Origin of the sequence: Caballeronia novacaledonica (assembly GCF_900258035.1) — a bacterium.
In the GTDB taxonomy this organism is placed as follows: domain Bacteria; phylum Pseudomonadota; class Gammaproteobacteria; order Burkholderiales; family Burkholderiaceae; genus Caballeronia; species Caballeronia novacaledonica.
Genome location: NZ_OGTP01000001.1, coordinates 559,494 through 585,885, shown reverse-complemented (window position 1 = coordinate 585,885; position 26,392 = coordinate 559,494). Strand labels below are relative to the sequence as shown.

At 62.6% G+C, this 26,392-nt stretch carries 27 protein-coding genes and 1 tRNA gene; 24 read left to right on the top strand and 4 right to left on the bottom strand.

From position 1 onward, the window contains the following. Positions 1-6: 6 nt before the first annotated feature. The 8 genes from NOV72_RS02700 to NOV72_RS02665 all read left to right on the top strand — a co-directional run bounded on the left by NOV72_RS02700 (position 7) and on the right by NOV72_RS02665 (position 6,280). Complete coding sequence (locus tag NOV72_RS02700) at positions 7-564, top strand: MauE/DoxX family redox-associated membrane protein (RefSeq protein ID WP_106853003.1); 558 nt, start codon at positions 7-9, stop codon at positions 562-564. After that, positions 561-1,205, top strand: coding sequence for a methylamine dehydrogenase accessory protein MauD (gene mauD / locus NOV72_RS02695; RefSeq protein ID WP_106853002.1), 645 nt, complete (start codon positions 561-563; stop codon positions 1,203-1,205). The genes NOV72_RS02700 and mauD overlap by 4 nt, the downstream gene beginning before the upstream one ends. A 39-nt stretch (positions 1,206-1,244) precedes the next feature. Beyond that, on the top strand, positions 1,245-1,766 hold the full coding sequence (locus NOV72_RS02690; RefSeq protein WP_106853001.1) for a methylamine dehydrogenase light chain: 522 nt from the start codon (positions 1,245-1,247) through the stop codon (positions 1,764-1,766). Then, the gene (locus tag NOV72_RS02685) at positions 1,763-2,248 is read left to right on the top strand and encodes a c-type cytochrome (RefSeq protein ID WP_106853000.1); all 486 of its coding nucleotides are present in this window, start codon (positions 1,763-1,765) and stop codon (positions 2,246-2,248) included. The genes NOV72_RS02690 and NOV72_RS02685 overlap by 4 nt, the downstream gene beginning before the upstream one ends. Next, positions 2,245-2,688, top strand: coding sequence for a c-type cytochrome (locus NOV72_RS02680; protein ID WP_106852999.1), 444 nt, complete (start codon positions 2,245-2,247; stop codon positions 2,686-2,688). The genes NOV72_RS02685 and NOV72_RS02680 overlap by 4 nt, the downstream gene beginning before the upstream one ends. Positions 2,689-2,699: 11 nt before the next feature. Continuing rightward, positions 2,700-4,205, top strand: a complete 1,506-nt coding sequence (locus NOV72_RS02675; RefSeq protein ID WP_106852998.1) for an aldehyde dehydrogenase family protein — start codon at positions 2,700-2,702, stop codon at positions 4,203-4,205. Positions 4,206-4,215: 10 nt separating this feature from the next. After that, complete coding sequence (locus NOV72_RS02670; protein WP_181290805.1) at positions 4,216-5,430, top strand: porin; 1,215 nt, start codon at positions 4,216-4,218, stop codon at positions 5,428-5,430. Positions 5,431-5,539: 109 nt separating this feature from the next. Continuing rightward, a complete protein-coding gene (locus NOV72_RS02665) occupies positions 5,540-6,280 on the top strand; it encodes a DUF429 domain-containing protein (RefSeq protein ID WP_106852997.1) in 741 nt (246 codons plus the stop codon). On the opposite strand, the gene NOV72_RS02660 is transcribed toward NOV72_RS02665, so the two are convergent. Continuing rightward, entirely contained in the window at positions 6,271-6,762 is a 492-nt protein-coding gene (locus NOV72_RS02660) for a nucleoside deaminase (protein ID WP_106852996.1), read from the bottom strand. The genes NOV72_RS02665 and NOV72_RS02660 overlap by 10 nt on opposite strands. Before the next feature lie 144 nt (positions 6,763-6,906). On the opposite strand from NOV72_RS02660, the gene NOV72_RS02655 reads away from it, so the two are divergent. Beyond that, positions 6,907-7,125, top strand: coding sequence for a hypothetical protein (locus NOV72_RS02655; RefSeq protein ID WP_106852995.1), 219 nt, complete (start codon positions 6,907-6,909; stop codon positions 7,123-7,125). 94 nt (positions 7,126-7,219) lie between these two features. Here NOV72_RS02655 and NOV72_RS02650 read toward each other — a convergent pair. Further along, positions 7,220-7,296: transfer RNA gene (locus tag NOV72_RS02650), tRNA-Val, on the bottom strand. A gap of 353 nt (positions 7,297-7,649) precedes the next feature. On the opposite strand from NOV72_RS02650, the gene NOV72_RS02645 reads away from it, so the two are divergent. After that, on the top strand, positions 7,650-8,789 hold the full coding sequence (locus NOV72_RS02645) for a porin (protein ID WP_106852994.1): 1,140 nt from the start codon (positions 7,650-7,652) through the stop codon (positions 8,787-8,789). Between the two features lie 58 nt (positions 8,790-8,847). Here the strand turns inward: NOV72_RS02645 and NOV72_RS02640 are convergent, their stop codons facing one another. Then, positions 8,848-10,062, bottom strand: a complete 1,215-nt coding sequence (locus tag NOV72_RS02640) for an ABC transporter substrate-binding protein (protein ID WP_245932861.1) — start codon at positions 10,060-10,062, stop codon at positions 8,848-8,850. Here NOV72_RS02640 and NOV72_RS02635 point away from each other — a divergent pair. From NOV72_RS02635 to NOV72_RS02570, 14 genes are all read left to right on the top strand, one after another. Further along, complete coding sequence (locus tag NOV72_RS02635) at positions 9,995-10,951, top strand: LysR substrate-binding domain-containing protein (RefSeq protein WP_106853256.1); 957 nt, start codon at positions 9,995-9,997, stop codon at positions 10,949-10,951. The two genes, NOV72_RS02640 and NOV72_RS02635, sit on opposite strands and share 68 nt — an antisense overlap. Positions 10,952-11,159: 208 nt before the next feature. Further along, entirely contained in the window at positions 11,160-12,200 is a 1,041-nt protein-coding gene (locus NOV72_RS02630; protein WP_106852992.1) for a Bug family tripartite tricarboxylate transporter substrate binding protein, read from the top strand. 94 nt (positions 12,201-12,294) lie between these two features. Next, positions 12,295-13,149 (top strand): amidohydrolase family protein, encoded by an 855-nt coding sequence (locus tag NOV72_RS02625; protein WP_106852991.1) that lies wholly within the window; start codon positions 12,295-12,297, stop codon positions 13,147-13,149. 80 nt (positions 13,150-13,229) lie between these two features. Beyond that, complete coding sequence (locus NOV72_RS02620) at positions 13,230-15,269, top strand: tripartite tricarboxylate transporter permease (RefSeq protein ID WP_106852990.1); 2,040 nt, start codon at positions 13,230-13,232, stop codon at positions 15,267-15,269. Positions 15,270-15,302: 33 nt separating this feature from the next. Next, positions 15,303-15,830 (top strand): carboxymuconolactone decarboxylase family protein, encoded by a 528-nt coding sequence (locus tag NOV72_RS02615; RefSeq protein WP_106853255.1) that lies wholly within the window; start codon positions 15,303-15,305, stop codon positions 15,828-15,830. A gap of 43 nt (positions 15,831-15,873) precedes the next feature. Then, complete coding sequence (locus NOV72_RS02610) at positions 15,874-16,851, top strand: LysR substrate-binding domain-containing protein (protein ID WP_106852989.1); 978 nt, start codon at positions 15,874-15,876, stop codon at positions 16,849-16,851. A 168-nt stretch (positions 16,852-17,019) separates the two neighbouring features. Next, positions 17,020-17,991: an ABC transporter substrate-binding protein gene (locus NOV72_RS02605; protein ID WP_106852988.1), complete on the top strand. Its 972-nt coding sequence runs from the start codon at positions 17,020-17,022 to the stop codon at positions 17,989-17,991. A gap of 23 nt (positions 17,992-18,014) precedes the next feature. Then, on the top strand, positions 18,015-19,040 hold the full coding sequence (locus tag NOV72_RS02600) for an amidohydrolase family protein (protein WP_106852987.1): 1,026 nt from the start codon (positions 18,015-18,017) through the stop codon (positions 19,038-19,040). Between the two features lie 24 nt (positions 19,041-19,064). Beyond that, positions 19,065-19,910: an amidohydrolase family protein gene (locus NOV72_RS02595; RefSeq protein ID WP_106852986.1), complete on the top strand. Its 846-nt coding sequence runs from the start codon at positions 19,065-19,067 to the stop codon at positions 19,908-19,910. Positions 19,911-20,007: 97 nt separating this feature from the next. Then, entirely contained in the window at positions 20,008-20,865 is an 858-nt protein-coding gene (locus NOV72_RS02590; protein WP_106852985.1) for an HpcH/HpaI aldolase family protein, read from the top strand. Then, the gene (locus NOV72_RS02585; protein ID WP_106852984.1) at positions 20,865-22,415 is read left to right on the top strand and encodes an acetolactate synthase large subunit; all 1,551 of its coding nucleotides are present in this window, start codon (positions 20,865-20,867) and stop codon (positions 22,413-22,415) included. The genes NOV72_RS02590 and NOV72_RS02585 overlap by 1 nt, the downstream gene beginning before the upstream one ends. A gap of 45 nt (positions 22,416-22,460) precedes the next feature. Further along, entirely contained in the window at positions 22,461-23,354 is an 894-nt protein-coding gene (locus NOV72_RS02580) for a type 2 periplasmic-binding domain-containing protein (RefSeq protein WP_106852983.1), read from the top strand. Between the two features lie 51 nt (positions 23,355-23,405). Continuing rightward, a complete protein-coding gene (locus NOV72_RS02575) occupies positions 23,406-24,728 on the top strand; it encodes an MFS transporter (RefSeq protein WP_106852982.1) in 1,323 nt (440 codons plus the stop codon). A 241-nt stretch (positions 24,729-24,969) separates the two neighbouring features. Next, positions 24,970-25,269, top strand: coding sequence for a DUF4148 domain-containing protein (locus NOV72_RS02570; RefSeq protein WP_342753355.1), 300 nt, complete (start codon positions 24,970-24,972; stop codon positions 25,267-25,269). Positions 25,270-25,387: 118 nt separating this feature from the next. Here NOV72_RS02570 and dhaK read toward each other — a convergent pair whose 3' ends face one another. After that, the gene (dhaK, locus tag NOV72_RS02565) at positions 25,388-26,377 is read right to left on the bottom strand and encodes a dihydroxyacetone kinase subunit DhaK (protein ID WP_106852981.1); all 990 of its coding nucleotides are present in this window, start codon (positions 26,375-26,377) and stop codon (positions 25,388-25,390) included. Positions 26,378-26,392 lie beyond the last annotated feature (15 nt).

Sequence of the window (26,392 nt, the reverse complement as noted above, 5' to 3'; positions counted from 1 at the left end):
GACGCGATGATCGATCCCGTCATTCTCATGGTGTGCATCGCGTCCGCGACGATCATCACACTCGCGAGCGCCGCGCCGAAGTGGCGCGAGCCGGCGCGCTTTCGCGCGTCGCTCGAAGCGTTCGCTTTGCTGCCGTCGTTCGCACTGACGCCTTTGTCGTTCGCGTTTCCCGCGATGGAAGCGGCCGGCGCAATCGGCTTGTTGTTCGCCGATACGCGCACGGTCAGCGCCATCGTGTTGATCGCCTTGTTCACGCTCTTCGGCGCGGCGCTCGCGATCAACGTATTGCGCGGCCATACCGATATCGATTGCGGCTGCTCGGGCTTCATCGCCGCGCGCACAACGGAACGCGCGCCGAAGTCGATCGGCTGGTGGCACGTTGCGCGCGCCCTGATGCTGGCCGCGCTCGCCGCCGCTGCGCTCGTCCCCGCCACCGCCCGCGCGCTCATGGCGTTCGACTATCTGAGCGCCGGCGCATGCACGCTTTTTGCCGTCGCCGCGTGGTTCACGCTCGACGTGCTGCTGATCAATCTCCCGAAGCTCGATTCTCTGAGGAATTCATGATGCAAACCGCCCTGATGATTTCGGCCGCACTGTCGTGGGCCGCTTTGCTCGCGCTCGGCGCGATCTGTCTCGCACTCGTTCGCCAAGTCGGCATTCTCTATGAACGCATGATGCCGGCGGGCGCGCTCATGATCGACAAGGGCCCGGCAGTCGGCGCCATTGCACCCGTATTCGAACTCGGCGATATCGCGGGCCGCGCGGTGAAGGTCGGCGGCTTGTCGAACTCGAAGCGCAACACGCTGGTGTTCTTCCTCTCGCCTACGTGCCCCGTGTGCAAGAAGCTCTTGCCCTTGCTGCCGTCGATTCAGGCGCGCGAAGGCGCGGTCGACATCGTGCTCGCAAGCGATGGCGAATTCGATGAGCACTCCGCTTTTTATCGCAAGACTGGTCTTTCGCAATATCCGTATGTGCTGTCGCAGGAACTCGGTCTCTCTTATCAGATCGGCAAGCTGCCTTATGCCGTCTTGCTCGACGAAGAAGGCAAGGTTCGTGCGAAAGGTCTCGTGAATACGCGTGAGCATCTGGAAAGCCTGTTCGAAGCGAAGGAACGCGGTGTCGCTTCGCTGCAGGAATTCGTGCACGGCAAGCACGACGACCACGCGCATCACGAACACCAGGGCCAAGTCGGGCAGCACGCCTGAAGACGCCAATAAATCATTCATTCCTACAGGTGAGCGTCCATGAAATGGCTGGATTCATTCTTCGAACATAAGGCGCGCGGCGTCGCCCAACGCAGTTCGCGACGCAGTGCGATGGCGAAACTCGGCAAGGTGCTGGTCGGCTCGGCGATGGTGCCGTTGTTGCCGGTGGATCGCACGGCGTATGCACAGGAGCCGAAGAAGCCGGGCGCATCCGCGAGCGACGATCCGACGAGCTGCGACTACTGGAAGTATTGCGCGATCGACGGCTGGCTTTGCAGTTGCTGCGGCGGCACGTCGAGCAGTTGCCCCCCGGGCACGACGCCTTCGCCGATCACGTGGATCGGCACATGCCGCAATCCGCACGATGGTTCGGACTACATCGTGTCGTACAACGATTGCTGCGGCAAGACGAGTTGCGGACGTTGCTTCTGCAATCGCAATGAACGCGAGAAGCCGCTCTACAAGCTGTCGCTGAACAACGACATCAACTGGTGCATGGCGAACGGCAATTCGAATTACCACTGCTCGGTATCGGTTCTGTTGGGAGCGGCAACGCAATGAAGACGGCACGTGTTTTGATGGCGGCGCTCGCCGCTTGCGCGATGAGTCTTGCGCCTCAGGCGTACGCACAGACGGTGCATTATCCCGGCGGCAAGTCGACGTTCGACGGCAAGTGCGCCGTCTGCCATCAGGCCGGCGGCAAGGGCATGGATGGACTCGCGCCGCCGCTCGTCGAGTATCCGGGCAAATATGCGGGCTCGCCCGATGGCCGCGCGCAATTAGGGCATACCGTGCTCTATGGCATGTTCGGTCCGATCAAGGTCAAGGAGAAGAATTACAACTTCAAGATGCCGAGCTTCGCATCGCTTTCCGATGAAGAGATTGCCGACGTGCTGAACTATGTCGTGTTCGATCTGAATGCGCAGCATGGTTCCGCGAAGCCTTTCGACGTCGCCGAGGTCAAGGCATGGCGCGCGGGGCCGCTCGATCAGACCGCCGTGCATCAGCATCGTGAAGCGGTATTGAAGGGTCTCGGGCTATGAAGCCGCGCGCTGTGCTTGCCGCATTCGCTCTGGTGGCCGCGTCGCAGGCACAGGCATACGACGAGGCGCGCGCGCGTCAGGACTGGGTGCTCAATTGCATGGGATGCCATACCGCCGATGGTTCGGGCATTCCCGGCAAAGTCCCGGCCTTGCGCGAATCGCTCGGCCATTTCGTTTCGCTTCCGGATGGGCGCCGCTTCGTGATGAGCGTGCCCGGCGCGTCGAACTCGGCACTCAGCGATGCCGAACTCGCGAACGTCCTGAACTGGCTGCTCGCAACGATGAACGAGCATTCGCGGCCCACATCGTTCAAGCCGTACACGGCGGAAGAGATCGCGGCGCATCGCCGTCCCGCGCTCACCGATGTTGCGCGCACACGCATGAAGCTCGTGAAGGAATTGCAGGAGAACGGCGTGAACGCCGTCCCCGAACATTACTAGGAGACACCTTGATGAATAATAACCAGCATCCCGCGATGCTCGATTCGACGCGCGCATTCATCGCGTCGGCGAAGAGAATGTTGATCGACGGCGCATGGGTCGAAAGTGCGAGCGGCGCGACACTCGACGTGATCAATCCCGCCGATGGCGAACTGCTCGCCCGCGTACCGAGCGCCGACGAAGCCGATGTGGATCGCGCGGTGCTTGCCGCGCGCCGCGCATTCGACGACTCCGCGTGGTCGCGCATGAAGCCGACCGATCGCGAACGCCTGTTGTTGCGCGTTGCCGATCTGATCGAAGCCAACGCACGCGAGCTCGCAGAAATCGAAGCGCTCGACAACGGCAAACCGGTGACGGTCGCGCAAGGTCTCGATGTGTCGATGGCCGCGCAATGCTTCCGCTATATGGCCGGCTGGGCGACGAAGATCGAAGGCAGCACGGTCGAAGCATCGATTCCGTATAGCCCGTCGAATGACTTCTTCGGCTATACGCGCAAGGAAGCCGTGGGTGTCGTCGGCGCGATCATTCCGTGGAATTTTCCGTTGCTGATGGCCTCGTGGAAACTGGCGCCCGCGCTCGCAACGGGTTGCACCGTCGTGCTGAAGCCTGCGGAAGATACGCCGCTTTCCGCTTTGCGCCTGGCGATGCTGATCGAAGAGGCGGGCATCGAGAAAGGCGTCGTGAATGTCGTCACGGGTCTTGGCCGCACGGCGGGCGCGGCGCTCGCGCGTCATCCCGGTATCGACAAGATCGCATTCACGGGTTCGACGCCGACCGGCAAGGCTATCGGCCATGCGGCGCTCGATAACATGACGCGCATGTCGCTCGAACTCGGCGGCAAGTCGCCGGTGATCGTGCTGCCTGATGTCGATATCGACAAGGCAGCGGAAGGCGTCGCCAATGCAATCTTCTTCAACTCGGGACAAGTATGCACCGCGGGTTCACGCGTCTATGTACACGATAAGGTATTCGATCGCGTGATGGAGCGCGTCGCGGCGATCGCTCAATCCTTGCCGATGGGACCGGGCCTCGACGCATCGACGCAGATCGGTCCGCTCGTGTCGGCGCGGCAGATGGATCGCGTGCTGGGTTATATCGAAGCGGGACGCGATGAAGGCGCGCGTGCGATCGCGGGCGGTGTGCGCAAGGAAGGTGCGGGCTTCTTCGTGAAGCCGACCGTCCTCGTCGATACGGATCACTCGATGAAGGTGGTGCGCGAAGAGATCTTCGGACCGGTGCTCGTCGCGATGCCGTTCAACGATATCGACAGCGTGGTCGCAAAAGCCAACGATACGCCGTACGGACTCGGCGCGAGCATCTGGTCGAATAACCTCTCGGCGATTCACAAGCTCGTGCCGCGCATCAAGGCGGGCACCGTGTGGGTCAATTGCCATTCGCTGCTCGACAACGCGATGCCCTTCGGCGGCTTCAAGCAATCGGGTTTCGGCCGCGAACTCGGACGCGCGGTGATCGACATGTACACCGAAACCAAGTCGGTGCTGATCAATTACGCGTGAGGACGCTCGCATGACAACTAAAACAATCGCGCGGCAACTCGTTTCGACGGCGGCGCTCGCCGTGTGCGCGAGCGCATCGGCGCAAAGCACGGTGACGCTGTACGGCACCGTCGATGCCGGGCTGACCTACACGACCAATCAGCAAGTCACCAACGCCGACGGCAGCGTCGGCTCGGGGCATAACTTCGCTTTTTCGGGCGGCAATCTCGTGCCTTCGCGCTTCGGCTTGCTCGGCGTGGAAGATCTGGGCGGCGGCCTGCAAGCGAAGTTCAATCTGGAGAACAGCTTCTATACGGGAACGGGAGGCTTTGTTCAGGGTGGGGCGCAATTCAATCGTCAGGCCTGGGTTGGGCTGGCGCATGAGCAATTCGGCACGTTGTCGCTCGGGCGTCAATACGATTCGTATTCCGACTTCCTCGGCCTATATGTATCGAGCAATTCATGGGCGACGCTTTATGGCTCGCACATCGGCGACGTGGATAACCTGAACGAAGCGTTCAACTTCAATAACTCGATCAAGTACACGAGCCCCGACTGGAATGGCTTCTCGGTAGGCGGCACATATAGCCTCGGCGGCGTGGCCGGTGATTTCGGGCAACGTCGCGGCTATTCGATCGCGGCAGCTTATACGCGCTTGCCGGTGTCGATCAGCGCGGGTTATCTGAACCTGCACAATCCGCTCGATGCGGCATTGGGCGGCGCTAACGGTTATATCGGCGATTTCGCCTGCTCGAATCCGTCGGCGCTCTATTGCCAGTTGCAGAATGCGGAAGCGTTGAAGGCGTATGGCGCGGGCGCATCGTATGCAATCGGACCGGCGACGATCGCGCTGACTTATACGCATAGCCGCCTGGAGCATAGCCAGTATTTCGCCGATAGCGCCAATCCGCAGGGCCGCAACATCGCGTTCGATATTGGCGAAGTGAATCTGACTTATGCGGCCACGCCGTTTTTGCAACTGGGTCTCGCCTACATCTATAACAACGCGAAACCCGATGGCAGTTCATCGACGCGCTTTCATCAGGTGAACCTCGGCGCGAACTACGCGCTTTCGAAGCGCACCGCGTTGTATGGCGTCGCGATCATGCAGAAGGCGGTGGGCGCGGGACTCGGAATCGATCCCGCGACGGGCGGCCCGGCGAACTATGCGCAGATTCCCAATCTGCCCAATTCGAACAGCGATCGTCAACTGTCCGTGACGCTCGGCATACGGCATAACTTCTAAGCATTTCCGAGGGCGTGCATTCACCCGGCCGGGATGATTCCCGCCGGGTCTTTTCTGCTTGCGTGTTCAGTCTTCACAGCGCATCCGCGATCGTTGCTACGATTGCAGCATGAACAACAAGCGCGCTGTAAATACCGATCTGTTCGGCATCGATGGTTGCAAAGCGGGCTGGTTCGTCGTGAGGCAATGCGGACGTAGCGGAAAGATCACGACAAGCGTGATCAGCCGTTTCGAAAACCTGCTCGATTGGGAGCGGGCACATGCCATCGTGGCCGTCGATATTCCGATCGGCTTGGCTGCGGATGGCACGCGCACGTGCGACACGCTCGCCCGCAAGCTGTTAGGGCGTCCGCGCGCAAGCTCGGTATTTTCGCCGCCGACGCGTGCGGCACTGGCCACATCGAGCTATGAAGAGGCGTGCGCGCTCAATCACGCGGTGTCGGGAAAAAGAATTTCCGTTCAGGCCTTCCACATTCGCAACAAGATCGCCGAAGTCGATGAAGTGGTGCGCACGCGCGCGGGTGCGGCGACGCGCGTGTTCGAAGTGCATCCCGAGTTGAGCTTCATGCAGCTTCGAATGGAACAGGGCGGACCAGCGCACGGCTTGCGTGAAAGCAAGGCACATGCGCCGGGATTCGCGTTGCGTCATGCGTTGCTCGTGCAATGCTTCGGCAGCGCAATCGACGCGGCGCTCGCTGCGCGCAAACCCGCGCAAGCTTCGCGAGACGACGTGCTCGACGCCTTCGCCGTGCTGTGGAGCGCGCGCCGCATCGCATCGGGAAAAGCATTTTGCTTACCCGAACCGGTCGAAACCGATGCGGCGGGCGTTCCCATGACGATCTACTGCTGAGCGCCGGCCTTGCGATAGTGCGCCACGTGAAGCGCCTTGATGCGTTCGGCGAACTCGTCGACGGGGCCTTCGATCAAAGTGTCGTCGATGACTTCCTGTATCGCCAACGCGCGGACACGCCCGGGTTTCGCGCCGAGTTCGGCACGCCAACGCGTGAACTGCTCCGCCGACGCCGCATAAACGATGCGCCCCAGCCCGACCCACGCATGCGCCGCCGCACACATCGGACAATGCTCGCCCGACGTGTACACGACCGCGTCCCGGCGTTCGGCTTCGGGCACATTCTGCGCCGCCCATTTCGCAATAGCGAATTCCGGATGCCGCGTGTGATCGCCGCCGCTCACGCGATTGCGATCTTCGAAAAGCACGCGCCCGTCCTTCGCGACGAGCAGCGAGCCGAATGGCTCGTCGCCGTCGTCGAGCGCTTCCTGCGCCAGTGCGATGCAGCGGAGCAGTTGCTTCTTGTCGATATCGTCGATCATGCCGTGTCCTCCGTGTATTACCGCGCAATCGCGATATTAACGGACGAACTGAAGCGATCCAAAGCCGGGAAACGATGCACCGCGTCGGGCAGGGCGGTATAAAATCCAGTTGTACTTCTCTCGCGCTCGAATGCGCCCGCCGCCATGGAAACTCCTTCGGGCAAACAAACTTCCCGCAAGCGGATGTCGCCCCGCACGCTCAACGTGCTGACGGCGCTCATCGGCATCGCCACGCTGGCGCTCGGCGTGGCGTGGCTCATCTATACGTGGATCGTCCATCTGGAAATCCCGTATTTCGCGATTCCGCTCGTGCTCACCGTGCCCGTGATCGTCGCGGTGGCGTTCCGGAATTGCTGGGACTGACGCGCCGCCGGATCGCGGACGGCTTGCTGAAAGCCGTGCGGAAATGAAAACGCACCGCGGCGATAAAAATCGCGGCGGTGCGTTCGAATGTCGTTGGTAGGCTCGATTGGACTCGAACCAACGACCCCCACCATGTCAAGGTGGTGCTCTAACCAGCTGAGCTACGAGCCTACGGAAGCCGCGAATTATAGGGGAAACTTTCGCGTTGTGGGAGTTTTCGGGCGAAATTTTTTGGCCGATGTTCCGTGGCGTCGATTCGGCCACTTTTCCTTAACTCGCGACCGCACCGATCCCCCGCTTTTTTCCATACCGAAGCCTGCCGCGCCTCTCCAGTCTCCACGCCCCGCCGCTTAACCATTCGCTCAACGCGAAGGCCGCTTTTTTCAATTTACTTGCGGTGCCGCGCTGTCAGAATTTGCCTGCGTTACAAATAAACATAGCTGGGTGTTCACGATAAAAGCGACGGCGGGTTTCGACTTGCCATCGATACGAATCGTGGGTCACGCCAAGGAGACAGAGACGTCATGAAATACAAGGCCGTCATGTGTGCTTGCGTCGCGTTGATGTACGTGGCGTCGGCATGGGCGCAGGATGAAGAAGAGGGCACGCCGCCCGAGAAGCCCGCTGGCGCAAGCGCCGTCACGCTATATGGTTTGATCGATCAGGGCGTCGAGTTCGTCAACAACGTGGCCACCGGCAAGAACACCACCGCGAACGGCTGGCGCACCGGCGACGGCACCGCGACTTCGTACTTCGGCATTCGTGGCAGCGAAGATCTCGGCGGCGGCATCAAGGCCATCTTCGACCTGCAAGGCGGCTTCAGCCCGACCACCGGCGCATCGCGGCAGGGCGGACGCCTGTTCGGACGGCAATCCTATGTCGGCATCGATGGAAAGTACGGACGACTAACGTTCGGTCGGCAATACACCATGCGCTTCTTCGGCATCTCGTTCATCAACCCGTTCGGCACAGGCGCGCACGGTCTCACGACACTGGACAACGGCATCGCCAACGCGCGTGCCGATAACGCGGTCAGCTATCGCTATTTCCTCGGCGATTTCGAAGCAGGCGTGAACTACAGCTTCGGTCGCGATGCCGTCGCCGGCAACAGTTCCGTCGCGACGAATTGCCCCGGACAGACCTCGCCGTCCAATCAGTGCCGGGAGTATTCGGCGTTGCTCAAATACGATGGACACACTTGGGGCGTGGCCACGTCCTACGAGCGCAATTACGGCGGCACATCCGCGACGTGGGGCGGTCTCACATCGCCGGACCTCACGGACAGCCGCTTCACGCTGGGCGGCTATTTCATGATCTATAAAGCGAAGTTCGGCGTGGGATGGATCAGGCGCGTGAACGAAGGCATCGCCACGCCGCGAAGCAATTTGTTCTGGCTGACGGGCACGGTGCCTGTCACGCCTTTCTTCCACGTCGATGGCATGCTCGCGCAAATCAAGTACGAGCACTCGCCCAACAAGGCGCTGATCGAAGTATTGCGCGGCGAATATCTGCTGTCCAAGCGCACGCTGCTGTATCTGACCGGCGAGCACATTCAGAACTCCGGCAATCTCGCTTTCGCGGCGACGACGCTTTCGCCCGTGCCGACGCCGCCAGCGGGCGGGGCTCAGATCTCCATCATCGCGGGCATCAGGCATACGTTCTGAATCGCTCGCGATGGGTCAACGCCCCGAACGGCTTCGGGGCTTTTCTGCGCGTGGATGCTCAGGCGATCAGCTTCGCCGCGATGTTCGCCGCTGACATATCGGCGACTTCGGCGAACGGCTGCTTCCGTTTCAGGCTGCCCAGGCCGATGAACATGTCCTGCTGATACCCGATGTCCGCACGCGTTAAAGACAGGTCTCTCGAATAGGGCCGCTGTGTCTGATTGAAGTCCCAGATTGCCCGGGCCGACGCCGTGTCGAATTTTTTCTGTGCGCGCTTGCGTGCTTCGAAGAATGCATCATGCGATGCCGGCGACATCAGATACGCGTAGAGCGCGCCATAAGCGGCCATCACCGCCACCATGCCTTCGTGCTTCTCGCTGATCGCGGAATCGGACGCGTAGGCCGTCTGAAAAACGCAGTGCGGCAGCGACCGCCACATGTCGCCTTCGCTGACGACCACGAGGCCGTGCTCGTCGTTCAGATGCGAGATGCTCGAACAGCACGCGTCGGCTTCGCCCTTGACGACCGATTCATAACACTGGTCATTGCTTCCCTTGTCGATGAAATTGATCCGCGTAGCGTCGATACTTTTTTCTTTCATCAATTGCAGCATCAGCGTATGCAGAAGACCCTGGCGCGGCCCGACCGCGACCGTCTTGCCCTTGAGATCATCGAGTGTGGCGATTCCGTTTGACCGTGCAAATACGGCCAGCGCGCATTTCTTCATTCCCGCACCGACGATCTTCACTCTCGCCCCTTGCGCGATGCGCGCCAGCACCATGTTGTAGCCGGAGACCATGCAGACATCCGCTTCACGCGACGCAATCGCATCGAACGGGCCTGTCGTGCCCGGCATTTCGACGATCCGCGCATCGACGTCGAATGTTTTGAAGTAGCCGAGTTCGTCCATCAGCGCGTTCAGTGTCGCGTTTTCCAGTCCCGGGTTGCTGACGATCCGGATCTGGCTTGCGGCCGCACGTGCGCGATACGGCACGGCGAATCCGCCCGCAGCGACGCTCAAACCGAGCGCGCCTGCGCCACGCAGAAAGCGTCGGCGGTTGAAGCTGTGTGTCATCGACTGTCTCCATGGGTTCTTTGAACGCTTCGCGCATGCGGATTCTGCCCACGCAACGCGCGACGGTCGATTGAGTAAAATAGCCGCAAGCTTAACGAGTTGGTAAAACCCCTTCGGAGAGGTGCACGACGTGTCGGAACTCGATTGGTACCTGCAGATCAACCTGAAGGCCCGACACCTGCGACTGCTCGTCACCATCGACACGTATCGCAATCTGAGTCAGGTCGCCGAAGTCACGCACGTGACCGTGCCGGCCGTGTCGAAGTCATTGGCCGAACTCGAACGAGGGCTCGGGCTCACGCTCTTTTCGCGCACCACGCAGGGACTCGTGCCCACGCCCTATGGCGAATGCCTCGTGCGTCATGCGAAATCGATGCTGACGATCCTCCATCAGGCCCGCGACGAACTGAAGGCGCTGAGTTCGGGGACGGAGGGCAAGGTTCATATCGGCATGTTGCCCGCGTCGGCGTCGGTGCTGCTGACGCGAGCGCTGAGCCTGCTCAAACAGCGCTCGCCGGGCACGAACGTGACGGTCATCGAAGGCACGACGGGATCGCTGCTGCCCGAGCTCTGGCAAGGGCATCTCGATCTGGTCGTCGGTCGTCTGCCTCCGCCCGACACGCTCGGAAGCTTCGAAGAAAAGGAACTTCTCGAAGAGCCCGTGACGCTCGTGACGGGCCGGCATCATCCGCTGGCGCGAAGGAAAACCCTGACATGGGCGGACCTGCATCCCTTTCCGTGGATACTGCCGCCCGTAGGCTCCATTCTTCGCGATCCGCTGGAACGGGCGCTCGAAGCGCACGAAGTTCCGCTCACCAACAACTACATCGAAACGCTTTCGGTCCACGTGGTGCGCGCGCATCTGCAGGTCTCGGACTGCATCGCCGTGATGGCCGATACGGCCGCCAACGACACCACCCAGCCGCAACCGCTGCATACGCTTCCACTGAGCCTGCCGCGCCTGTTGCGGCCAGCGGGCGTACTCTGGAATCGCGTGCGCGGCCTGACGCCGAGCGCCCGCCTGATGATCGCCTGTCTCGAAGAAACCGCCCAGCGTCTCGCGCAAGAAGGACAGGGCACGCGCTGACACCCGCGCGCCGAGCGCGTTCCGCTCCGCTTAACCGTTTGCTCAACTCGCTGGCGTTTTTTCTCAATTGATTCGTTTTGCGGCGCTGGCAGAATTTGACTGCGTTCACTCGAATACGAACGTCAGCGCGATCCACCATCGGGGACAGATGCGTCTCCGGCGGGCCTCGAGCACGGATGGCGAATCAAAACACGGAGACAGGACGACCATGAACTACCGGACCGCAATCTGCGCTTGCGCGGCGCTGTTCAGTTTTGCCGCGACGGCGCTTGCCGGGACCGCGTCCGATCAATCGGTGGAGCAGTTTTACAAGGGCAAGGCGCTCACGCTCGTCGTCAGCGCCGATGCGGGCACGCCGACCGATATCATCGCGCGTCAGTTCTCGCGCTTCTTCGTCAAATACGTGCCCGGTCATCCGAAAGCCATCGTGATGAACGTGGTCGGCGCGGGCGGCATGGTCGCGGCCGCGTCGCTCCAGTCCAGACAGGCGAGCGATGGCACGGTCATCGGCTTTCTTCAGCGCAACAACCTCTATCTTCCGCTGCTCGATCAGCGTCAGAACCGCTTCGATCCGCGTCAGGTCCGATGGCTCGGCAGTCTCAACAAGGTCGAATATTGCCTGGTTTCGATGACGCGCTCGGGCGTCACCTCCGCCGACGATCTCACCAGAAAGAAGATGTACATCGGCGCGACCGGCTTCGCGAACGAGGACAGAACGCTGCCCGCGCTGCTCGACGAATATCTCGGCGCGAAGATGAGCATCGTGCCCGGCTACACCGGACGCGGCGAAGTTTATCTGGCGATGCAGCGTGGCGAAGTCGATGGCTGGGCTTCCACCATCGACGGCCTGCAGCAGGGCGAACCCGTGCGGATGCTCGCCAACGGCAAGATGAAGGTGTTGCTGCATCTCGGCTGGAAGAGTCCGGCCGCCTACGCCGACGTGCCGAACCTGAGCGCCTACATCACCGATCCCGACGTCAAGGCGCTGTTCAACCTCTTTCTGTTGCCGTTCCAGGCGGGCCGTCCGATCGCGGTGCCCAAGGGCGTGCCGCAAGCCCGCTTGGATGCGTTGCGCGATGCTTTCGCGAAGACCATCGCGGACCCGGACTTCATCGACGCGATGAAGCAATCGGGCTATCCGATCGATCCCATCGACGGCAACGCGGTGGAACAGATCGTGACCAAGCTATACGCGACGCCCGAGCCGCAGCTCGCGGATGCGCGAAAGCTCATCTTCAGTTCTCACTGAACCGGCTGAAACACGACGAACGATCCGCGTGCCGTCGCACCGATGCGCGGCCCGGCGGTTCTCGTCCGAACCCATCACCAAGAGGTCACCTCACATGACGCCTGAAATCATCGACATTCATCCGCACATCATCTCGACGGACACGGTGCGCTATCCGATTGCGCCGCAACACGGACATCGCTCGAAGTGGTCGGCCACGCGTCCCGTCACGTTCGAGCAGATGATCGCGGAGATGGACGAAGCCGGCGTCGCGAAGGCCGCGATCGTGCATTCGTCGACGACTTACGGCGCCGACAACGCCTACGTGGCCGACAGCGTGGCGCAGGACCCGAAGCGCTTCACGGGCGTCTATTCGTTCGACCTTCTGGCGCCGGACGCGCTGAAGACGTTCGACTACTGGCTCGCGCACGGCATGGGCGGCATCCGGCTGTTCACGGGCGGCGCGACGCATCAGAGCGACGGAAGCTGGCTCGTCGATCCGGCGACCTTTCCGGTCTGGGAACGCTGCGCCGAAATCGGCATGACGATGGCCGTGCAGACGACACCCGATGGCCTCCCGATGGTCGCGGAACTCGCCGGACGTTTTCCCACCGTGAAGATCGCGCTCGATCACTGCGGCCGCCCCGACATCGAAGACGGACCGCCGTATGCGCGCTGCGCGGCGTTGTTCGAGTTGTCGAAGTACGACAACGTGTACATGAAGATCACGCCGCGTACGTTCGATCTCGCGCAGGCGGCGCCGGGCGGCGCGGATGCTTTTTTCCCGCAACTGGTGACAGTGTTCGGCGCCGATCATCTGGCGTTCGGTTCGAACTATCCGGCATCCGCGGGGCCGTTGAAGAAGCTGATCGAACAGGGACAGGCGTGCTTCGCGAGCCTGAGCGACGACGAGCGCGCGTGGGTCTGGGGCCGCACGGCGAAGGTGCTGTATCCGATGCTCGCCGGCTGATTCAGGCTTGAAGCGCTCGATTTGTGTTGGACCCACTACAGCGTGAGCCTACCGAGCTTGCCATTTAATCAGGATGACGCATGGAATTCTTCAACGATGCAACGCTGTTGGCAGCAGGCCATGCGCTGTCGACGCTCTTGCAGTTCAACCGCCTGATCTTCCTCGTGTTCGGCGTGGTGGTCGGGCTGGCGATCGGACTGCTGCCGGGCATCGGCGGGCTGACGGGCTTCGCGCTTCTCGTGCCGTTCACCTACACGATGGACCCGTATGCCGCATTCGCGATGCTGCTCGGCATGGCGTCGGTCATCACGACTTCGGACGTGATCCCGGCGGTGCTCTTCGGCGTGCCGGGTCACGCGGCATCGCAGGCGACAGTGCTCGACGGCCTGCCGATGACCAAACGCGGAGAAGCATCGCGCGCGTTGAGCGCTTGCTACATGTCGTCGCTGATGGGCGGGCTGATCGGCGCCGTCATCCTCGCCGTATCGCTGCCGCTCGTGCGGCCTTTCGTGCTGTCCATCGGCACACCGGAAATGCTGGGGCTGACGATCTTCGGCGTCTCGATGGTGTCGGCGCTCTCGGGCAACGCGCCGCTGCGGGGCGTGGTCGCGGCGTGCTTCGGCATCCTCGTCGGGATGGTGGGAACGAATGTCGCGACGGGCCAGATGCGCTGGACCGGCGACATCCTGTATCTCCAGGACGGGATTCCGCTCGTGCCGATCATCCTCGGCATCTTTGCGCTGCCCGAGTTGTGCGAGCTCGCCATCCGCCGCACGGCCATCGCGGAAAACATGCAGTTCACGTCGCGCCAGGGGATGCGGCAGGGCGTCGTCGACAGCCTGCGCAACTGGTTTCTCGTGCTTCGCTGCGGCGGGCTCGGGGCGGTGCTCGGGGCCGTTCCGGGCATCACCGGCGCGGTGACGGACTGGATCGTCTACGGTCACGCGCTGCAGACCGCGAAGGGCGCGAAGCAGACCTTCACGACGGGCGACGTGCGCGGCGTGATCGCGCCCGAAGCGGCGAACAATGCGAGAGAGGGCGGCAGCCTCGTGCCGATGTTGTCCTTCGGCGTGCCGGGCGGCGCCGCGCAGGCCATCCTGCTCGGCGCGATGATGGTTCACGGCTTCATTCCCGGACCCGACATGCTGACCAAGCATCTCGACTTCACCTATTCGATGGTGTGGTCCATCGCGCTGGCCAACATCTTCGGCGCGGGCTTGTGCTTCCTGCTCAGCGGGCAGTTCGCCAAGATTTCGACGCTGCGCTACACGCTCATTTTGCCGGTCATCATGCCGGTCATCTATGTCGGCGCGTTTCAGGGCTCGCGCAGTTGGGGCGACCTTTTCGTGTTGCTGATCGCCGGGGTGATCGGCTGGACGATGAAACGCCTGAAGTGGGCGCGGCCGCCGCTGATCCTCGGTCTCGTGCTCGGCGTGCTGATGGAACGCTACATGTCGATTTCCTTCGTGCGCTACGGGACCGACTGGCTCACGCGCCCCGTCGTGATGGTCCTTCTGATTCTGGCGGCGCTCGTCTTCTTCAAGCCGCTCTTCAATGCGCTGCGCACAGGCGGTTTTGCACGGCTGCGCCCGAGCGGAAAGATCGCGTTCGAGCGCGAGGATCTGGTTTATGTGTTCTTCCTCGTCGTCGGCGTCTATATGCTGTTGACGGCGCAAGGCTGGCTCCTCATGGCGCGAATCGGGCCGACGGTCGTCGCGAGCATTCTGGTCATCGCGGCGAGCGTGAGCCTCGCGTACAAGATCTTCATGATTCCGGCGCAGGCAGGCGCGGCGCACGCGGGCGCCGGCATCCACATGGACGTGGCCGCCGATCACGGCGAAAAGCTGTCGAACAAGGTCACCCTGACGCGCGCGGCAAGGTTCTTCGGGTGGTTTGTTGCGTTTCTCGCGTGCATGTCGGTGATCGGGATGATCCCGACCGTACCGCTGATGATCGTCGCGTACATGCGGATCGAGGGACGCGAGTCGTGGCGTCTGAGCCTGATTCTCGCGGCTTGCGTGACCGTTTTTCTCTATCTGGTCTTCGATCGGATCATCCACATTCCGTGGCCGGACAGCTTCCTCGGGCAATGGTTTCCCGCCCTGGGCGGCGGTGCCTGAGCCGTTCAGTCTCTCTCAATGGAAGGAAACAGCATGGCGGACAATCGACTCGCGCATATCGACGCCGGGCAGGCGAGCGAAGAACAGAAGAAGGTCATCGCGCGACTGGGCGAAGGGCGCGGGCGCATCCCGACGCCGTTCAACATCTGGCTGCACAATCCGCGTCTTGCCGAAGGGATGGAAATCATCGGCACGCATGTCGACGCATCGCCCGTGTTGAGCGAAGCGGAAAGCGAAGTGGCGATTCTCTCGACGGCGGTCTTCTGGAATGCGCCGTACGTCATCGCGAACCATCGCCGTCACGCGCTGAAATCCGGTGTGCCGGAGGCTGTGGTGACGGCCATCATCGACAGGCGGCGTCCCGAAGGAGTTGGACGACTTGGTCTGATCTGCGACGCAGTCTCCGACATCCTCGCGGGCGGCGCGATCGACGATGCGCGTTTTTCCCGCTACGAGACCGGCCTCGGACGCGCCGTGATCGCCGAATTGCTCGTCACGATCGGCTACTTCACGTCGATATCGCTCGGCATGACCTTGCACGCGCTCGAACCCAAGGACTGACGACATCGTGCTGCGGCAAACGTGACCTTGGGAGGAACATGACGTGTCAGGGCTCGACTGGTATCTGCAGATCAACCTCAAGGCGCGCCATCTGCGCCTGCTCGTGACGATCGATACATATCGCAATCTGACGCAAGTGGCCGATGTCACGCACGTGACCTTGCCAGCCGTATCGAAGTCGCTTGCCGAACTCGAACGCGGCATCGGACTGACGCTTTTTTCGCGCACCGCGCAGGGCCTCGTGCCCACACCTTATGGCGACTGCCTGATTCGCCACGCACGCGAGATGCTGACGATTCTGAATCAGGCGCGCGACGAGCTTAAAGCGCTCAGTTCGGGAACGGAAGGCAAGGTTCATATCGGCATGTTGCCGGCGTCGGCGTCGGCGCTGCTGCCTCAGGCGCTGAGCCTGCTCAAGCATCGATCGCCCGGCACCAATGTGATGGTGATCGAAGGCACGAAGGCGTCACTGCTTCCGGAGTTGTGGCAGGGCCGTCTCGATCTCGTCGTGGGCCGGCTGCCCGCGCCGGATACGCTCGGCAGCTTCGAAGAAAAAGAGCTTCTGGAAGAACCTGTCACGCTGATGACCGGCCGTCATCATCCGCTGGCGCGCAGAAAGAGCCTGTCGTGGGCGGACCTGCATCCTTATCCGTGGATACTGCCGCCGCCCGGCTCGATCCTGCGCGATCCGCTGGAGCGGGCGCTCGAAGCGCACGACGTGCCGCTGACCAGCAATTACATCGAGACGCTTTCCGTGCACGTCGCGCGGGCGCATCTGCAGATCTCGGACTTCATTGCGGTGATGGCCGGCACGCCCGCCAGCGATACTTCCCAGCCGCTCCATACGCTTCCCTTGAGCCTGCCGCGATTGTTGCGGCCGGCGGGCGTGCTGTGGAATCGCAACCGGACGCTGTCGCCCAGTGCGCAACTCATGATCGCGTGTCTCGAAGAAGCGGCCCGGCTTTTGGAGCCGGGTTCCGAGAGGTCGAAACGCCTTCAGCAACCGTTGGGCGCCGAGTAGTTAACCAAACGGTAATGCCTTTACCAAATGGTTAAGTGACGCGCGGGTTAATTCAATAGACGTCCGACGGGCACGGGAAGATCATGTTGTCAACGAGATCACCCGAGCCCGGCAACCGCCGCCGAAGCCCGCACGAGCCGCACAAGCGACTTTCCCAAGGAGACTAAGTTGACCAAGAAGGTTCACCTCACGCTCGCCATCGCCGAGCACCCGCACACTGCCGCGATTCGCGATGGCTCGATTCCGATCGAAGGCGTCGATGCCGAGTTCATCACGGTTCAGCCGCAGATCGGCGCGTTTCGCCGCATGGTTCGCGACGTCGAGTTCGACGTGTGCGAGCTTGCGCCGACGACGTACATCATCGCCCGCGCGTATGGCGCGCCGTTCGTCGCGCTGCCCATTTTCGTGGTGCGCCGCTTTCACCACTCGGGTTTGCTGGTGCGTCCGGACGCGGGCATCAAGACGCCCAAGGACCTCGAAGGCAAGAAGGTCGGCGTGCGCGCGTACTCGGTCACGACCGGCGCATGGACGCGCCAGGTGCTGATGGATGAATTCGGCCTCGATCCGTCGAAGGTGACGTGGGTCGTCGATGACGAAGAACACGTCACGCAACTCGAGCTGCCGCCGAACGTGATTCACGCACCCGAAGGCAGCTCGCTCGCCGAGATGATGGAGAAGGGCGAACTGGTGGCGGGGATGCACGGCAACGCGGGCATCGGCCGCACCGGCGCGCCGACGGGCGGCTGGAAAGAAGTCGAAGCGGATTATCCGGATCTGTTCCCGAACGCGGAAGAACTCGAAGCCGAATACTACGCCCGCACCGGCGTATATCCGATGCACGGCACCATCGTCGTGAAGGATTCGGTGCTGGCCGAGCATCCGTGGGTGGCGAAGTCGATCTACGACGCGTTCGATAAAGCCAAGCAAGACTGGCTCAGGAAGCTCGACTCGGGCGAACTGAACGACAAGAAGAACAAGAAGTATCTGGAACTGCGCAAGATCGTCGGTCACGATCCGCTGCCCTATGGCATCGAGGAAAACCGCAAGACCATCGAAGCGCTGGAAGCGACCGCCTTCAAACAGGGGCTGACGCCGCGCCGCATGTCCATGAGCGAGCTGTTCGTCGATCCCCGCGTCTAAATCTCACACGGAAAGCCAGGAACATGATCATCGATTGCCACGGTCACTTCACGACCGTTCCCGCTTCGTTTCGCGACTGGCGCGCGAAACAGATCGACTCGGCCAACGATCCGGCCAACGCGCCGCCGCTCACAGGCGCCCACGTCAGCGACGACGACATCCGCGAAGGCGTGGGCAACGGCCAGTTGCGCCTGCAGCAGGAACGCGGCGGCGACCTGACGCTGTTCTCGCCGATCGCCGGTCTCATGAGTCATCACCTCGGCAACGAGCGCACGAGCCTCGAATGGGCGGAAGTGTCGAACAATCTCGTGCGGCGCGTGTGCGACCTGTATCCGGACAACTTCGTGCCCGTGTGCCAGTTGCCGCAGTCGCCGCTCGCGCCGCCGAAGAACTCGGTGGCCGAACTGCGCCGCTGCGTCGAAGAGATGGGCTTCGTCGGCTGCAATCTGAATCCCGATCCGAGCGGCGGCTACTGGACCGGCAAGCCGATGACCGATCGCGAGTGGTATCCGCTCTACGAGGCGCTGTGCGATCTCGACGTGCCCGCCATGATCCACGTCGCGGCTTCGTGCAATCCGTGTCATCACGGCACCGGCGCGCACTATCTGAATGCCGATACGTCGGTATTCATGCAACTGCTCCAGGGCGATCTGTTCAAGGACTTCCCGACGCTGCGTCTCGTCATTCCGCACGGCGGCGGCGCGGTGCCGTATCACTGGGGCCGTTATCGCGGCATGTCGCTGGAGATGGCGAAACGTCCGCTCGAAGGCCTGCTCAACAACATCTATTTCGATACCTGCGTCTATCACCATCCGGGCGTGGAACTGCTGACCAAGGTCGTGCCGACGAGCAACGTGCTGTTCGGCTCGGAGATGATCGGCGCGGTGCGCGGGCGCGATCCGGACACGGGCGAGTATTTCGACGACACCAAACGCTACATCGATGCATGCGAAGCGCTGAGCGAAGCCGATCGCCATGCCATCTTCGAAGGCAATGCGCGGCGCGTGTATCCGCGGCTGGACCAGCACCTCAAGGCCAAAGGACTGTGATACGGCGAGAGCCGGACGGACACCATGAATATCATCGACATTCATCCTCATATCGTCTCGGATGACGAGACGCGTTATCCGCCCGCGCCGCTCTTCGGCAAGCGCTCGGACTGGTCGCAGGAAAGACCCAACACGGTCGAGTCGCTGATCGCGGCCATGGACGAAGCGGGCGTCGCCAAGGCGGCGGTCGTGCATTCCTCGACCACGTACGGTTTCGACAACCGCTATGTCGTCGATGGCTGCAACCGGTACAAGGACCGCCTCGTCGCCGTCGGTTCCGTGGACATGCTCGCCGACGACGTCCCGGCGGTCATCAAAGGCTGGGCCGATCAAGGCCTTGCCGGCCTGCGCATCTTCACGGGCGGATCGACGAAAGACTTCGATCCCAGCGAACTCGACAATCCCAAGTCGTTCAAGGCGTGGGAGATGCTCGCGGAACTGAAGCTGCCGATGTGCATCCAGACCGGACCGGTCGGCCTGCCGCAAGTGCGCATGCTCGCGGAGAGGTTTCCGGCGGTGAACATCATCCTCGATCACCTCGCGCGTCCCGACGTGCTCGACGGCCCGCCGTATGCGAACGCCGCCAGCCTGTTCGAATTGCGCGACCTGCCGAACATCTACATGAAGCTCACGCCGCGCATCTTCGGCGACGTGAAGAAGGACAAGGCGAGCGCCGGGACGTTTTTCCCGCGCGTGGTCGAGGCATTCGGCGCCGGGCGTCTTGCGTGGGGTTCGAATTTCCCGACATCGCCCGGCACGCTCGGCGAGATCCTCGCGACGGCCGAGCAAGGGCTCGCCTGCCTCGACGAAGACGACCGCGCGTGGATCTTCGGCAAGACCGCGCAGAAGCTCTATCCCGCTTTGCGCTGAGCGCCGAAGCATCGCGAATCCACTCGAATCCACTCGAATCCTGGCAACCGCGCATGCCGCCGACGAGACTGCGGCCGCGCGAGACAGAGAGATCACCATGTCCAACATCCGCCTGAACAGCATCATCCGCGCCTTCGAGTCGGGCAAGGCCGCGCACGCCGCCTTCGCCAAGCTCGACAGGCAGACCGCCATCGAAATGAGCGATTCGCCCTATGACGGCATCGTGTTCGAGATGGAGCACAACCCCTATGACGTGAGCGCGCTCGGCGATGCATTGCAGTACATGTTGAGCCGCAAGCAGATTGCCGAATCGGGATCGGTGGCGCCCAAGGTGACGCCGATCGCGCGGATTCCCGCGAACGGCGTCGAGATGAACCAGAGCTTCGCCAAGCAGGTGCTCGATCGCGGCGCGTACGGCGTGATCTGGCCGCACGTGGCGACCGTCGAGCAGGCCTACAACGCGGTCGCGTCCTGCCGCTATGCGCGCCCGAAGCACGCGCCGCTCTACGAACCGAAGGGCGTGCGCGGCGACGGCCCGGCGAACGCGGCGCGCTATTGGGGCCTCTCGATGCAGGACTACTACGAGAAAGCCGATGTCTGGCCGCTCGCGCCGCAGGGCGAAATCCTCGTCGGGCTGATGTGCGAGAGCACGCAGGCCATCGACAATCTCGACGATATCCTCGCCAATGTGCCGGGCATCGGCTTCATTCTGATCGGCGAGGGCGATCTCAGCCAGGAACTCGGCTTGCCGCGTCAGTACGAGCATCCGGAAGTCGTCGCCGCGATGCGGCAGATCGCCGATACCTGCCGCAAGCACAAGGTCGTCGTCGGTAATCCGCATGTCACGGCCAAGAACCATCGCCGGTTGCAGGAGGAAGGTTATCGCTTCCTGATGTCGGCGCCGGCGCGCACTTACGGCGTGGTCGGACTCGCACGCGAACTGGCAGGCTACTGATGAACGGCGCCGACAGTCTCGTCGCGACCCTGGTCGGGCAGGGCGTGGACATTTGCTTCGCCAATCCGGGCACGTCGGAGATGCATTTTCTCGCCGCGCTCGGCAACAACCCGAAGATGCGCAGCGTCCTGTGCCTGTTCGAGGGCGTGGCCACCGGCGCCGCCGACGGCTGGTATCGCATGAAGGACACGCCCGCTTCGACCCTGCTGCATCTCGGTCCGGGTCTCGCCAATGGCCTCGCGAACATCCACAACGCGAAGCGCGCGTCGTCGGGCATGGTGAATGTCGTCGGCGAGCATTCGGTGTCGCACCTGAAGTACGATCCGCCGCTGACCTCGGACATCGAGGGCCTGGCGCGGCCGCTGTGCCATTGGGTGCGCCGCGCGGAGTCGCCGGACACGATCGCGTGGGACGCGGCTCAGGCCGTCGCGAAGGCGAGCGAGCATCCGGGACAGATCGCCACGCTGATTTTGCCCGGCGACACATCCTGGCAGGCCGTGAGCGCGACGCCCGCAGCGCCGCCGGTTCGCACCGCTGCGCGCAAAGCGCCGGGCGCCGCACGCATCGAGCATGTCGTGCGCGTGCTGCGCTCGGGCGAGCCGGCGCTGATCGTCCTCGCGAACAAGGCGACACGCGGCGGCGCGCTCGAGAAGGCCGGCCGCGTGGCCGCCGCGACCGGCGCGGTGCTGGGCTCGCAATTCTTCACCGCGCGCCTGGAGCGCGGCGCGGGGCGTGTGCCGATCGCGCGCATTCCGTATGCGGTCGCGCAGGCCACGGCGTTCCTCAAGGACTTCAGGCACATCATCACGGTCGAGACGCGCGAGCCGGTGGCGTTCTTCGCGTACCCGGACAAGCCGAGCCTGCTCAAGGCCGAAGGCACGCTCGTGCATACGCTCGTCGAGGCCGACGAAGACAGCGAACTCGCGTTCGACATGCTGTTGCAGGCGCTCGGCGCACCCCACGTTGCGCCGGTTCTGCAGCCGCGCATCGAGACGCCGGTACCCACGGGCGCGCTCAACCCGGCGAGCATCGCGCACGCACTGGCGGCGGCGTTGCCCGAGCATTGCATCGTCGTGGATGAGTCGCTGACGACGGGACGCGAATCCATGAGCCTGACGATGGGCGGGCTTCCGCACGATCTCATCAACAACATGGGCGGTTCGATCGGTTACGCGACACCCGTGGCGACGGGCGCGGCGCTGGCGTGTCCGGACCGGCGCGTGTTCTGCATGGTCGGCGACGGCAGCGCGATGTACACCATTCAGTCGCTCTGGACGCAGGCGCGCGAAGGGCTGAACGTGACGACCATCATCTTCGCGAACAACAGCTACGCGATCCTCAAGGCCGAGTACGCCAACATGGGCGCGGGCGCGCCGGGCGAACGCGCGCTGTCGATGATCGACATCGACAAGCCAAGCATCGACTGGCTGGCGATGGCGAAGAGCATGGGCGTGCCGGCCGTCGCGGTCGATACGGCGGAGCGCTTTTACAAGGCGCTCGTCGATTCGACGCGCGAGCCGGGGCCGTGTCTGATCGAAGTCAGACTTTAAATTGGTAGTCCGAATCGAAAAGAGCAAGCAAAAGGAGTGAAAACCATGACAACGACGCAGACCGAAGCGCCGACCTTGCGCGTCAACCTGGCCGAGTATGCGGTGACGAAGGCCATGCGCGACTCGCGCGTGAGCTCGGACCTCGTGACGCTCGACTTCTGCGGACCGACGCCCGCGCACAACGGCTTCAAGGCGATGGTGCGCGAAAACAAATTCGATGCCGGTGAGCTCGCGATCGTCACGTTTTTGCAGGCGAAGGCGTATGGGAAGCCGTATGTCCTGTTGCCCGCGCCGATCTCGGGGCGCTTCCAGCATCATTGCGCCGGCTACAACATCGACTTCGGCCAGCTCGATCCGAAGGACATCGAAGGCAGGAAGGTCGGCGTGCGCACCTACACGCAGACCACGGCGCTGTGGATTCGCGGCATCCTGCGTCACGAATACGGTGTCGATCTCGACAAGGTCACGTGGATGACGCTCGGCGACGGTCATCTCGCCGAGTACAGCGATCCGCAGAACTGCCAGCGCTTGCCGGCGGGGTCGTCGATACCGCAGATGATGCTCGATGGCGAACTCGCCGCCGCGCTGCTCGGTGAGGACATGCCCAAGGACGAGCGCGTGCGCACGCTCGTCCCCGATGCGCAAAACGCCGCGAAGGACTGGTTCGCGCGCACCGGTGTCGTGCCGATCAACCATATGTTCGTGGTGCACGAGAAGCTGTCGAAGGAGCGGCCCGATATCGTTCGCGAGCTGTATCGCATGGTCGTCGAGAGCCGGTCGCGCGCCGAAAGCGTTCCGGCCGTGTTTCCGCCGATCGGGCTGGAAGCGAACCGCAAGGGGCTGCAACTGGCGGTCGACTGGGCGCTCGATCAGAAGATCATTCCGCGTCGTCTGTCCGTCGACGAGCTGTTCGACGACGTAACCGGTTCGCTCGGATAACCGCCTCGCGAGAAGCGTGATCTCGACAATAAAAAAATCGGAGACGAAGTCATGGAGATCACTCGACGCACTCGGGCGCGGCCCGGGCGCCGCTGGGCCATTCTCGTGTTGCTTGCGCTCGGGCTGATGATTGCTCAAGTGGATCGCACGAGCATGTCCGCCGCGTTCGCGGATCACCGGTTCGTGCACGAATTTGCGCTGACGCATGTCGAACGTGGCTGGCTCGGCTCGGCGATGTTCTGGTCCTACGGGCTGCTTCAAATGCCGATGGGCTGGCTCGTCGATCGCTACGGCGTGAAATGGCCGTACGCGATCTGTTTCCTGTTGTGGTGTCTCGCGGCGGCGGTGACGGGCATCGTGACCACGCTGTCGGCGCTGATCCTCGTGCGCTTGCTGATCGGCGCGGCGGAATCCGTCGTGGTTCCGGCGACTTATCGGTACCTCGCGAATCACTTCGATGAAACGTGCAAGGGCACGGCGCTCGGGCTCTATTCCATTGGCGGGAAGATGGGGCCGGCGCTCGGTGCGCCGATCGCGGCATGGCTGATCGCGATCGGTTCGTGGAAGGGCATGTTCGTCGTGACGGGTCTGGCCGGATTGATCTGGCTGATCCCCTGGCTGCTCATTCTCGATAACGATTTCCCGTCGAAGGCCGAGCTTGCGGTTGCAAGGAGGAGGGCGGCGTCGGTGCCGCTCGGCAATCTGCTGTCGAGCCCGGTCGTGTGGGGCGGCCTGGTCACCAACTTCTGCTATAGCTATTTCGCGTTCTTCTGCATGACGTGGATGCCGGCTTATCTCGTCGAACAACGCGGCCTTTCGTTGCAGGAGTCCGGCCTCTACACCTTCTTCAGCTTCGCGGGAATTGCCATCGTCGCGGCCTTGGCGGGATGGGCAGCCGACCGGCTCATCGCGCGTGGACACGACGCCGTGCTGGTGCGCAAATCGTTCATCGCAGGCGGATTCGTCGGCGGCACGACGGTGTTGCTCGGCGCCTTGAGCCGCTCGCCGCAGATGGCGTTGTTCTGGAATGTCGTCTCGCTTTCTCTGCTCGGCCTCGTCACCGCGAACAATCTGGCGCTGGTCAAGCTCACGTTGATTCCGAAGCAGGCCGTCGGCCTGAATACGGGCTTGCAGCAAGTGGCGACGAGTCTCGCGGGTGGCGTCTCGGCGAGTCTGTCCGGCTGGCTGCTGCATGTGGGGCACAGCTATACGCTGCCGATGCTGGCGATTTTCGCGTTTCTGCTGCTGGGCGCGACGAGCGCCATCGTATTGCTGCGGAGAAAGTGGGCGCCACGCGTCAACGACATCGCATACGCGCACACACTCGATGACAACGCGGCCGATACGGCACAACGAATGACTGTCGAGCGGTGACGTCACACATATGACGCCCTCACGCAATGCATCGCTGACGCGGTTTCTGGCCGCGCGCGCCGGTTCGATCATGGCCCGGGACATGTTGATGCCATGGTGTTCATCTGATCATTTTCGGCCTCGAAGCACCGTTCGACCGATGCTGCATCGCATATCTGGCATGAGTATTAACCCTGAATTTATGGGGCTGCTAGACTTAGCGATGCAGCTACACACAGCCGTGTCGTAGCGCTATCAAGCAATGCTGGGAGGTGTTGCGATGAAAGCGATCGTCGGAGCAGTCGTAGCCTTGTCCCTTGCCGTGCCGGTCGTGTCGTTCGCTCAGGCCAGCGGGCAGTCTCTTACGCGCGCGCAGGTTCGCGCAGATCTGATTCAGGCCGAAAACGCCGGTTATAGCCCGACTGCATGGGCGGATTTTCCCTACGGCGAAGTGCAGGCGGCCAAGTTTCGGCTAGCGGAGCATAAGGCGGCCAAGGCGGAGTCGTCGGGGTATGGGTCCAGTTCGGGCGGCAGGTTTCAGGCTGGGGATATCGCTAGATAGGACTGGATGTACGGTTCTGGTTCAAGAGGACTCGCGTTGAAGAGTTTACATAACATAAATTATCGAAGTTAAATCGTGAACCAAACCCCAGATACCGCAACGCCACACCCAGCCAAACTCACATCTCCCAACGCAAGCCCGCCGTATGCACCGGGCTGTCCCAATGCCTCATCATCTCGTCATCGAGTGCGCAGAGTGTGATCGACGCGCCCGCCATCTCCAGCGATGTCGTCAGCGCACCGACCTGCGACCGCGCCACGCGCAACCCGCGTCCATCGAGCCAGATCCGCGCCGCGTTGTAGAGCAAATAAAGCTCCGACAACGGCGTGCCTCCCAGCCCATTGACCAGCAGAAGCAACGGCGCATCCGCCGCGGGCTTCAGGTCATCGGCGATCGCCGCGAGCAATTCATCGGCAATCGCGTTCGCCGTCTCGAACTTCGCCCGCCTGCGTCCCGGCTCGCCGTGAATGCCCACGCCGATTTCGATTTCATCGTCGCCAAGCGTGAAGGTCGGCTTGCCCGCGGCGGGCACCGTGCAGCTCGAAAACGCCACGCCCATCGACGCGATCCGTGCCGTCACGCGCTCGCCGAACGCCCGGCACGCCTCCAGATCGGCGCCGGTTTCCGCGAAGCTGCCGACGAGCTTCTCGACGATCACCGTGCCCGCGACACCGCGCCGTCCCGTCGTGAAGCTGGAATTCTCGACGGCGACATCGTCGTTGACGATCACCGACGCGTTCGGCATCTCGCACAGCTCGGACGCCATCTCGAAGTTCATCAGGTCGCCTGAATAATTTTTCACGATGAACAATACGCCCGCGCCCGTGTCCGCTGCCTGCGCGGCGGCCAGCATCTGATCGGGCGTCGGCGACGTGAAGACCTGGCCGGGACACGCGGCATCGAGCATGCCGTGTCCGACGAAGCCGCCATGCAACGGCTCGTGCCCCGATCCGCCGCCCGAGATGATCGCGACCTTGCCCGGCTTCAGCGCCTTGCGCACGATATACAGCGGATCGAAACTGACCGTCACGAGATCCGCATGCGCCGCCGCGAAACCCGCGAGGCTTTCGGTCAGATAGTCATCGACGCGATTGACGAACTTCTTCATGTCCCCTGCTCCTTT

Excerpts from the sequence above, each read along its gene's own strand:
- NOV72_RS02575 (WP_106852982.1), top strand. The coding sequence starts at position 23,406 with ATGGAGATCACTCGACGCACTCGGGCGCGGCCCGGGCGCCGCTGGGCC.
- NOV72_RS02680 (WP_106852999.1), top strand. The coding sequence starts at position 2,245 with ATGAAGCCGCGCGCTGTGCTTGCCGCATTCGCTCTGGTGGCCGCGTCG.
- NOV72_RS02685 (WP_106853000.1), top strand. The coding sequence starts at position 1,763 with ATGAAGACGGCACGTGTTTTGATGGCGGCGCTCGCCGCTTGCGCGATG.
- NOV72_RS02700 (WP_106853003.1), top strand. The coding sequence starts at position 7 with ATGATCGATCCCGTCATTCTCATGGTGTGCATCGCGTCCGCGACGATC.
- NOV72_RS02655 (WP_106852995.1), top strand. The coding sequence starts at position 6,907 with ATGGAAACTCCTTCGGGCAAACAAACTTCCCGCAAGCGGATGTCGCCC.
- NOV72_RS02580 (WP_106852983.1), top strand. The coding sequence starts at position 22,461 with ATGACAACGACGCAGACCGAAGCGCCGACCTTGCGCGTCAACCTGGCC.
- dhaK (WP_106852981.1), bottom strand. The coding sequence starts at position 26,377 with ATGAAGAAGTTCGTCAATCGCGTCGATGACTATCTGACCGAAAGCCTC.
- NOV72_RS02600 (WP_106852987.1), top strand. The coding sequence starts at position 18,015 with ATGATCATCGATTGCCACGGTCACTTCACGACCGTTCCCGCTTCGTTT.
- NOV72_RS02570 (WP_342753355.1), top strand. The coding sequence starts at position 24,970 with ATGCTGGGAGGTGTTGCGATGAAAGCGATCGTCGGAGCAGTCGTAGCC.
- NOV72_RS02615 (WP_106853255.1), top strand. The coding sequence starts at position 15,303 with ATGGCGGACAATCGACTCGCGCATATCGACGCCGGGCAGGCGAGCGAA.
- NOV72_RS02675 (WP_106852998.1), top strand. The coding sequence starts at position 2,700 with ATGAATAATAACCAGCATCCCGCGATGCTCGATTCGACGCGCGCATTC.
- NOV72_RS02690 (WP_106853001.1), top strand. The coding sequence starts at position 1,245 with ATGAAATGGCTGGATTCATTCTTCGAACATAAGGCGCGCGGCGTCGCC.
- NOV72_RS02640 (WP_245932861.1), bottom strand. The coding sequence starts at position 10,062 with ATGGTGACGAGCAGTCGCAGGTGTCGGGCCTTCAGGTTGATCTGCAGG.
- NOV72_RS02645 (WP_106852994.1), top strand. The coding sequence starts at position 7,650 with ATGAAATACAAGGCCGTCATGTGTGCTTGCGTCGCGTTGATGTACGTG.
- NOV72_RS02625 (WP_106852991.1), top strand. The coding sequence starts at position 12,295 with ATGACGCCTGAAATCATCGACATTCATCCGCACATCATCTCGACGGAC.
- NOV72_RS02670 (WP_181290805.1), top strand. The coding sequence starts at position 4,216 with ATGACAACTAAAACAATCGCGCGGCAACTCGTTTCGACGGCGGCGCTC.
- NOV72_RS02590 (WP_106852985.1), top strand. The coding sequence starts at position 20,008 with ATGTCCAACATCCGCCTGAACAGCATCATCCGCGCCTTCGAGTCGGGC.
- NOV72_RS02585 (WP_106852984.1), top strand. The coding sequence starts at position 20,865 with ATGAACGGCGCCGACAGTCTCGTCGCGACCCTGGTCGGGCAGGGCGTG.
- NOV72_RS02630 (WP_106852992.1), top strand. The coding sequence starts at position 11,160 with ATGAACTACCGGACCGCAATCTGCGCTTGCGCGGCGCTGTTCAGTTTT.
- NOV72_RS02595 (WP_106852986.1), top strand. The coding sequence starts at position 19,065 with ATGAATATCATCGACATTCATCCTCATATCGTCTCGGATGACGAGACG.
- NOV72_RS02660 (WP_106852996.1), bottom strand. The coding sequence starts at position 6,762 with ATGATCGACGATATCGACAAGAAGCAACTGCTCCGCTGCATCGCACTG.
- NOV72_RS02665 (WP_106852997.1), top strand. The coding sequence starts at position 5,540 with ATGAACAACAAGCGCGCTGTAAATACCGATCTGTTCGGCATCGATGGT.
- mauD (WP_106853002.1), top strand. The coding sequence starts at position 561 with ATGATGCAAACCGCCCTGATGATTTCGGCCGCACTGTCGTGGGCCGCT.
- NOV72_RS02620 (WP_106852990.1), top strand. The coding sequence starts at position 13,230 with ATGGAATTCTTCAACGATGCAACGCTGTTGGCAGCAGGCCATGCGCTG.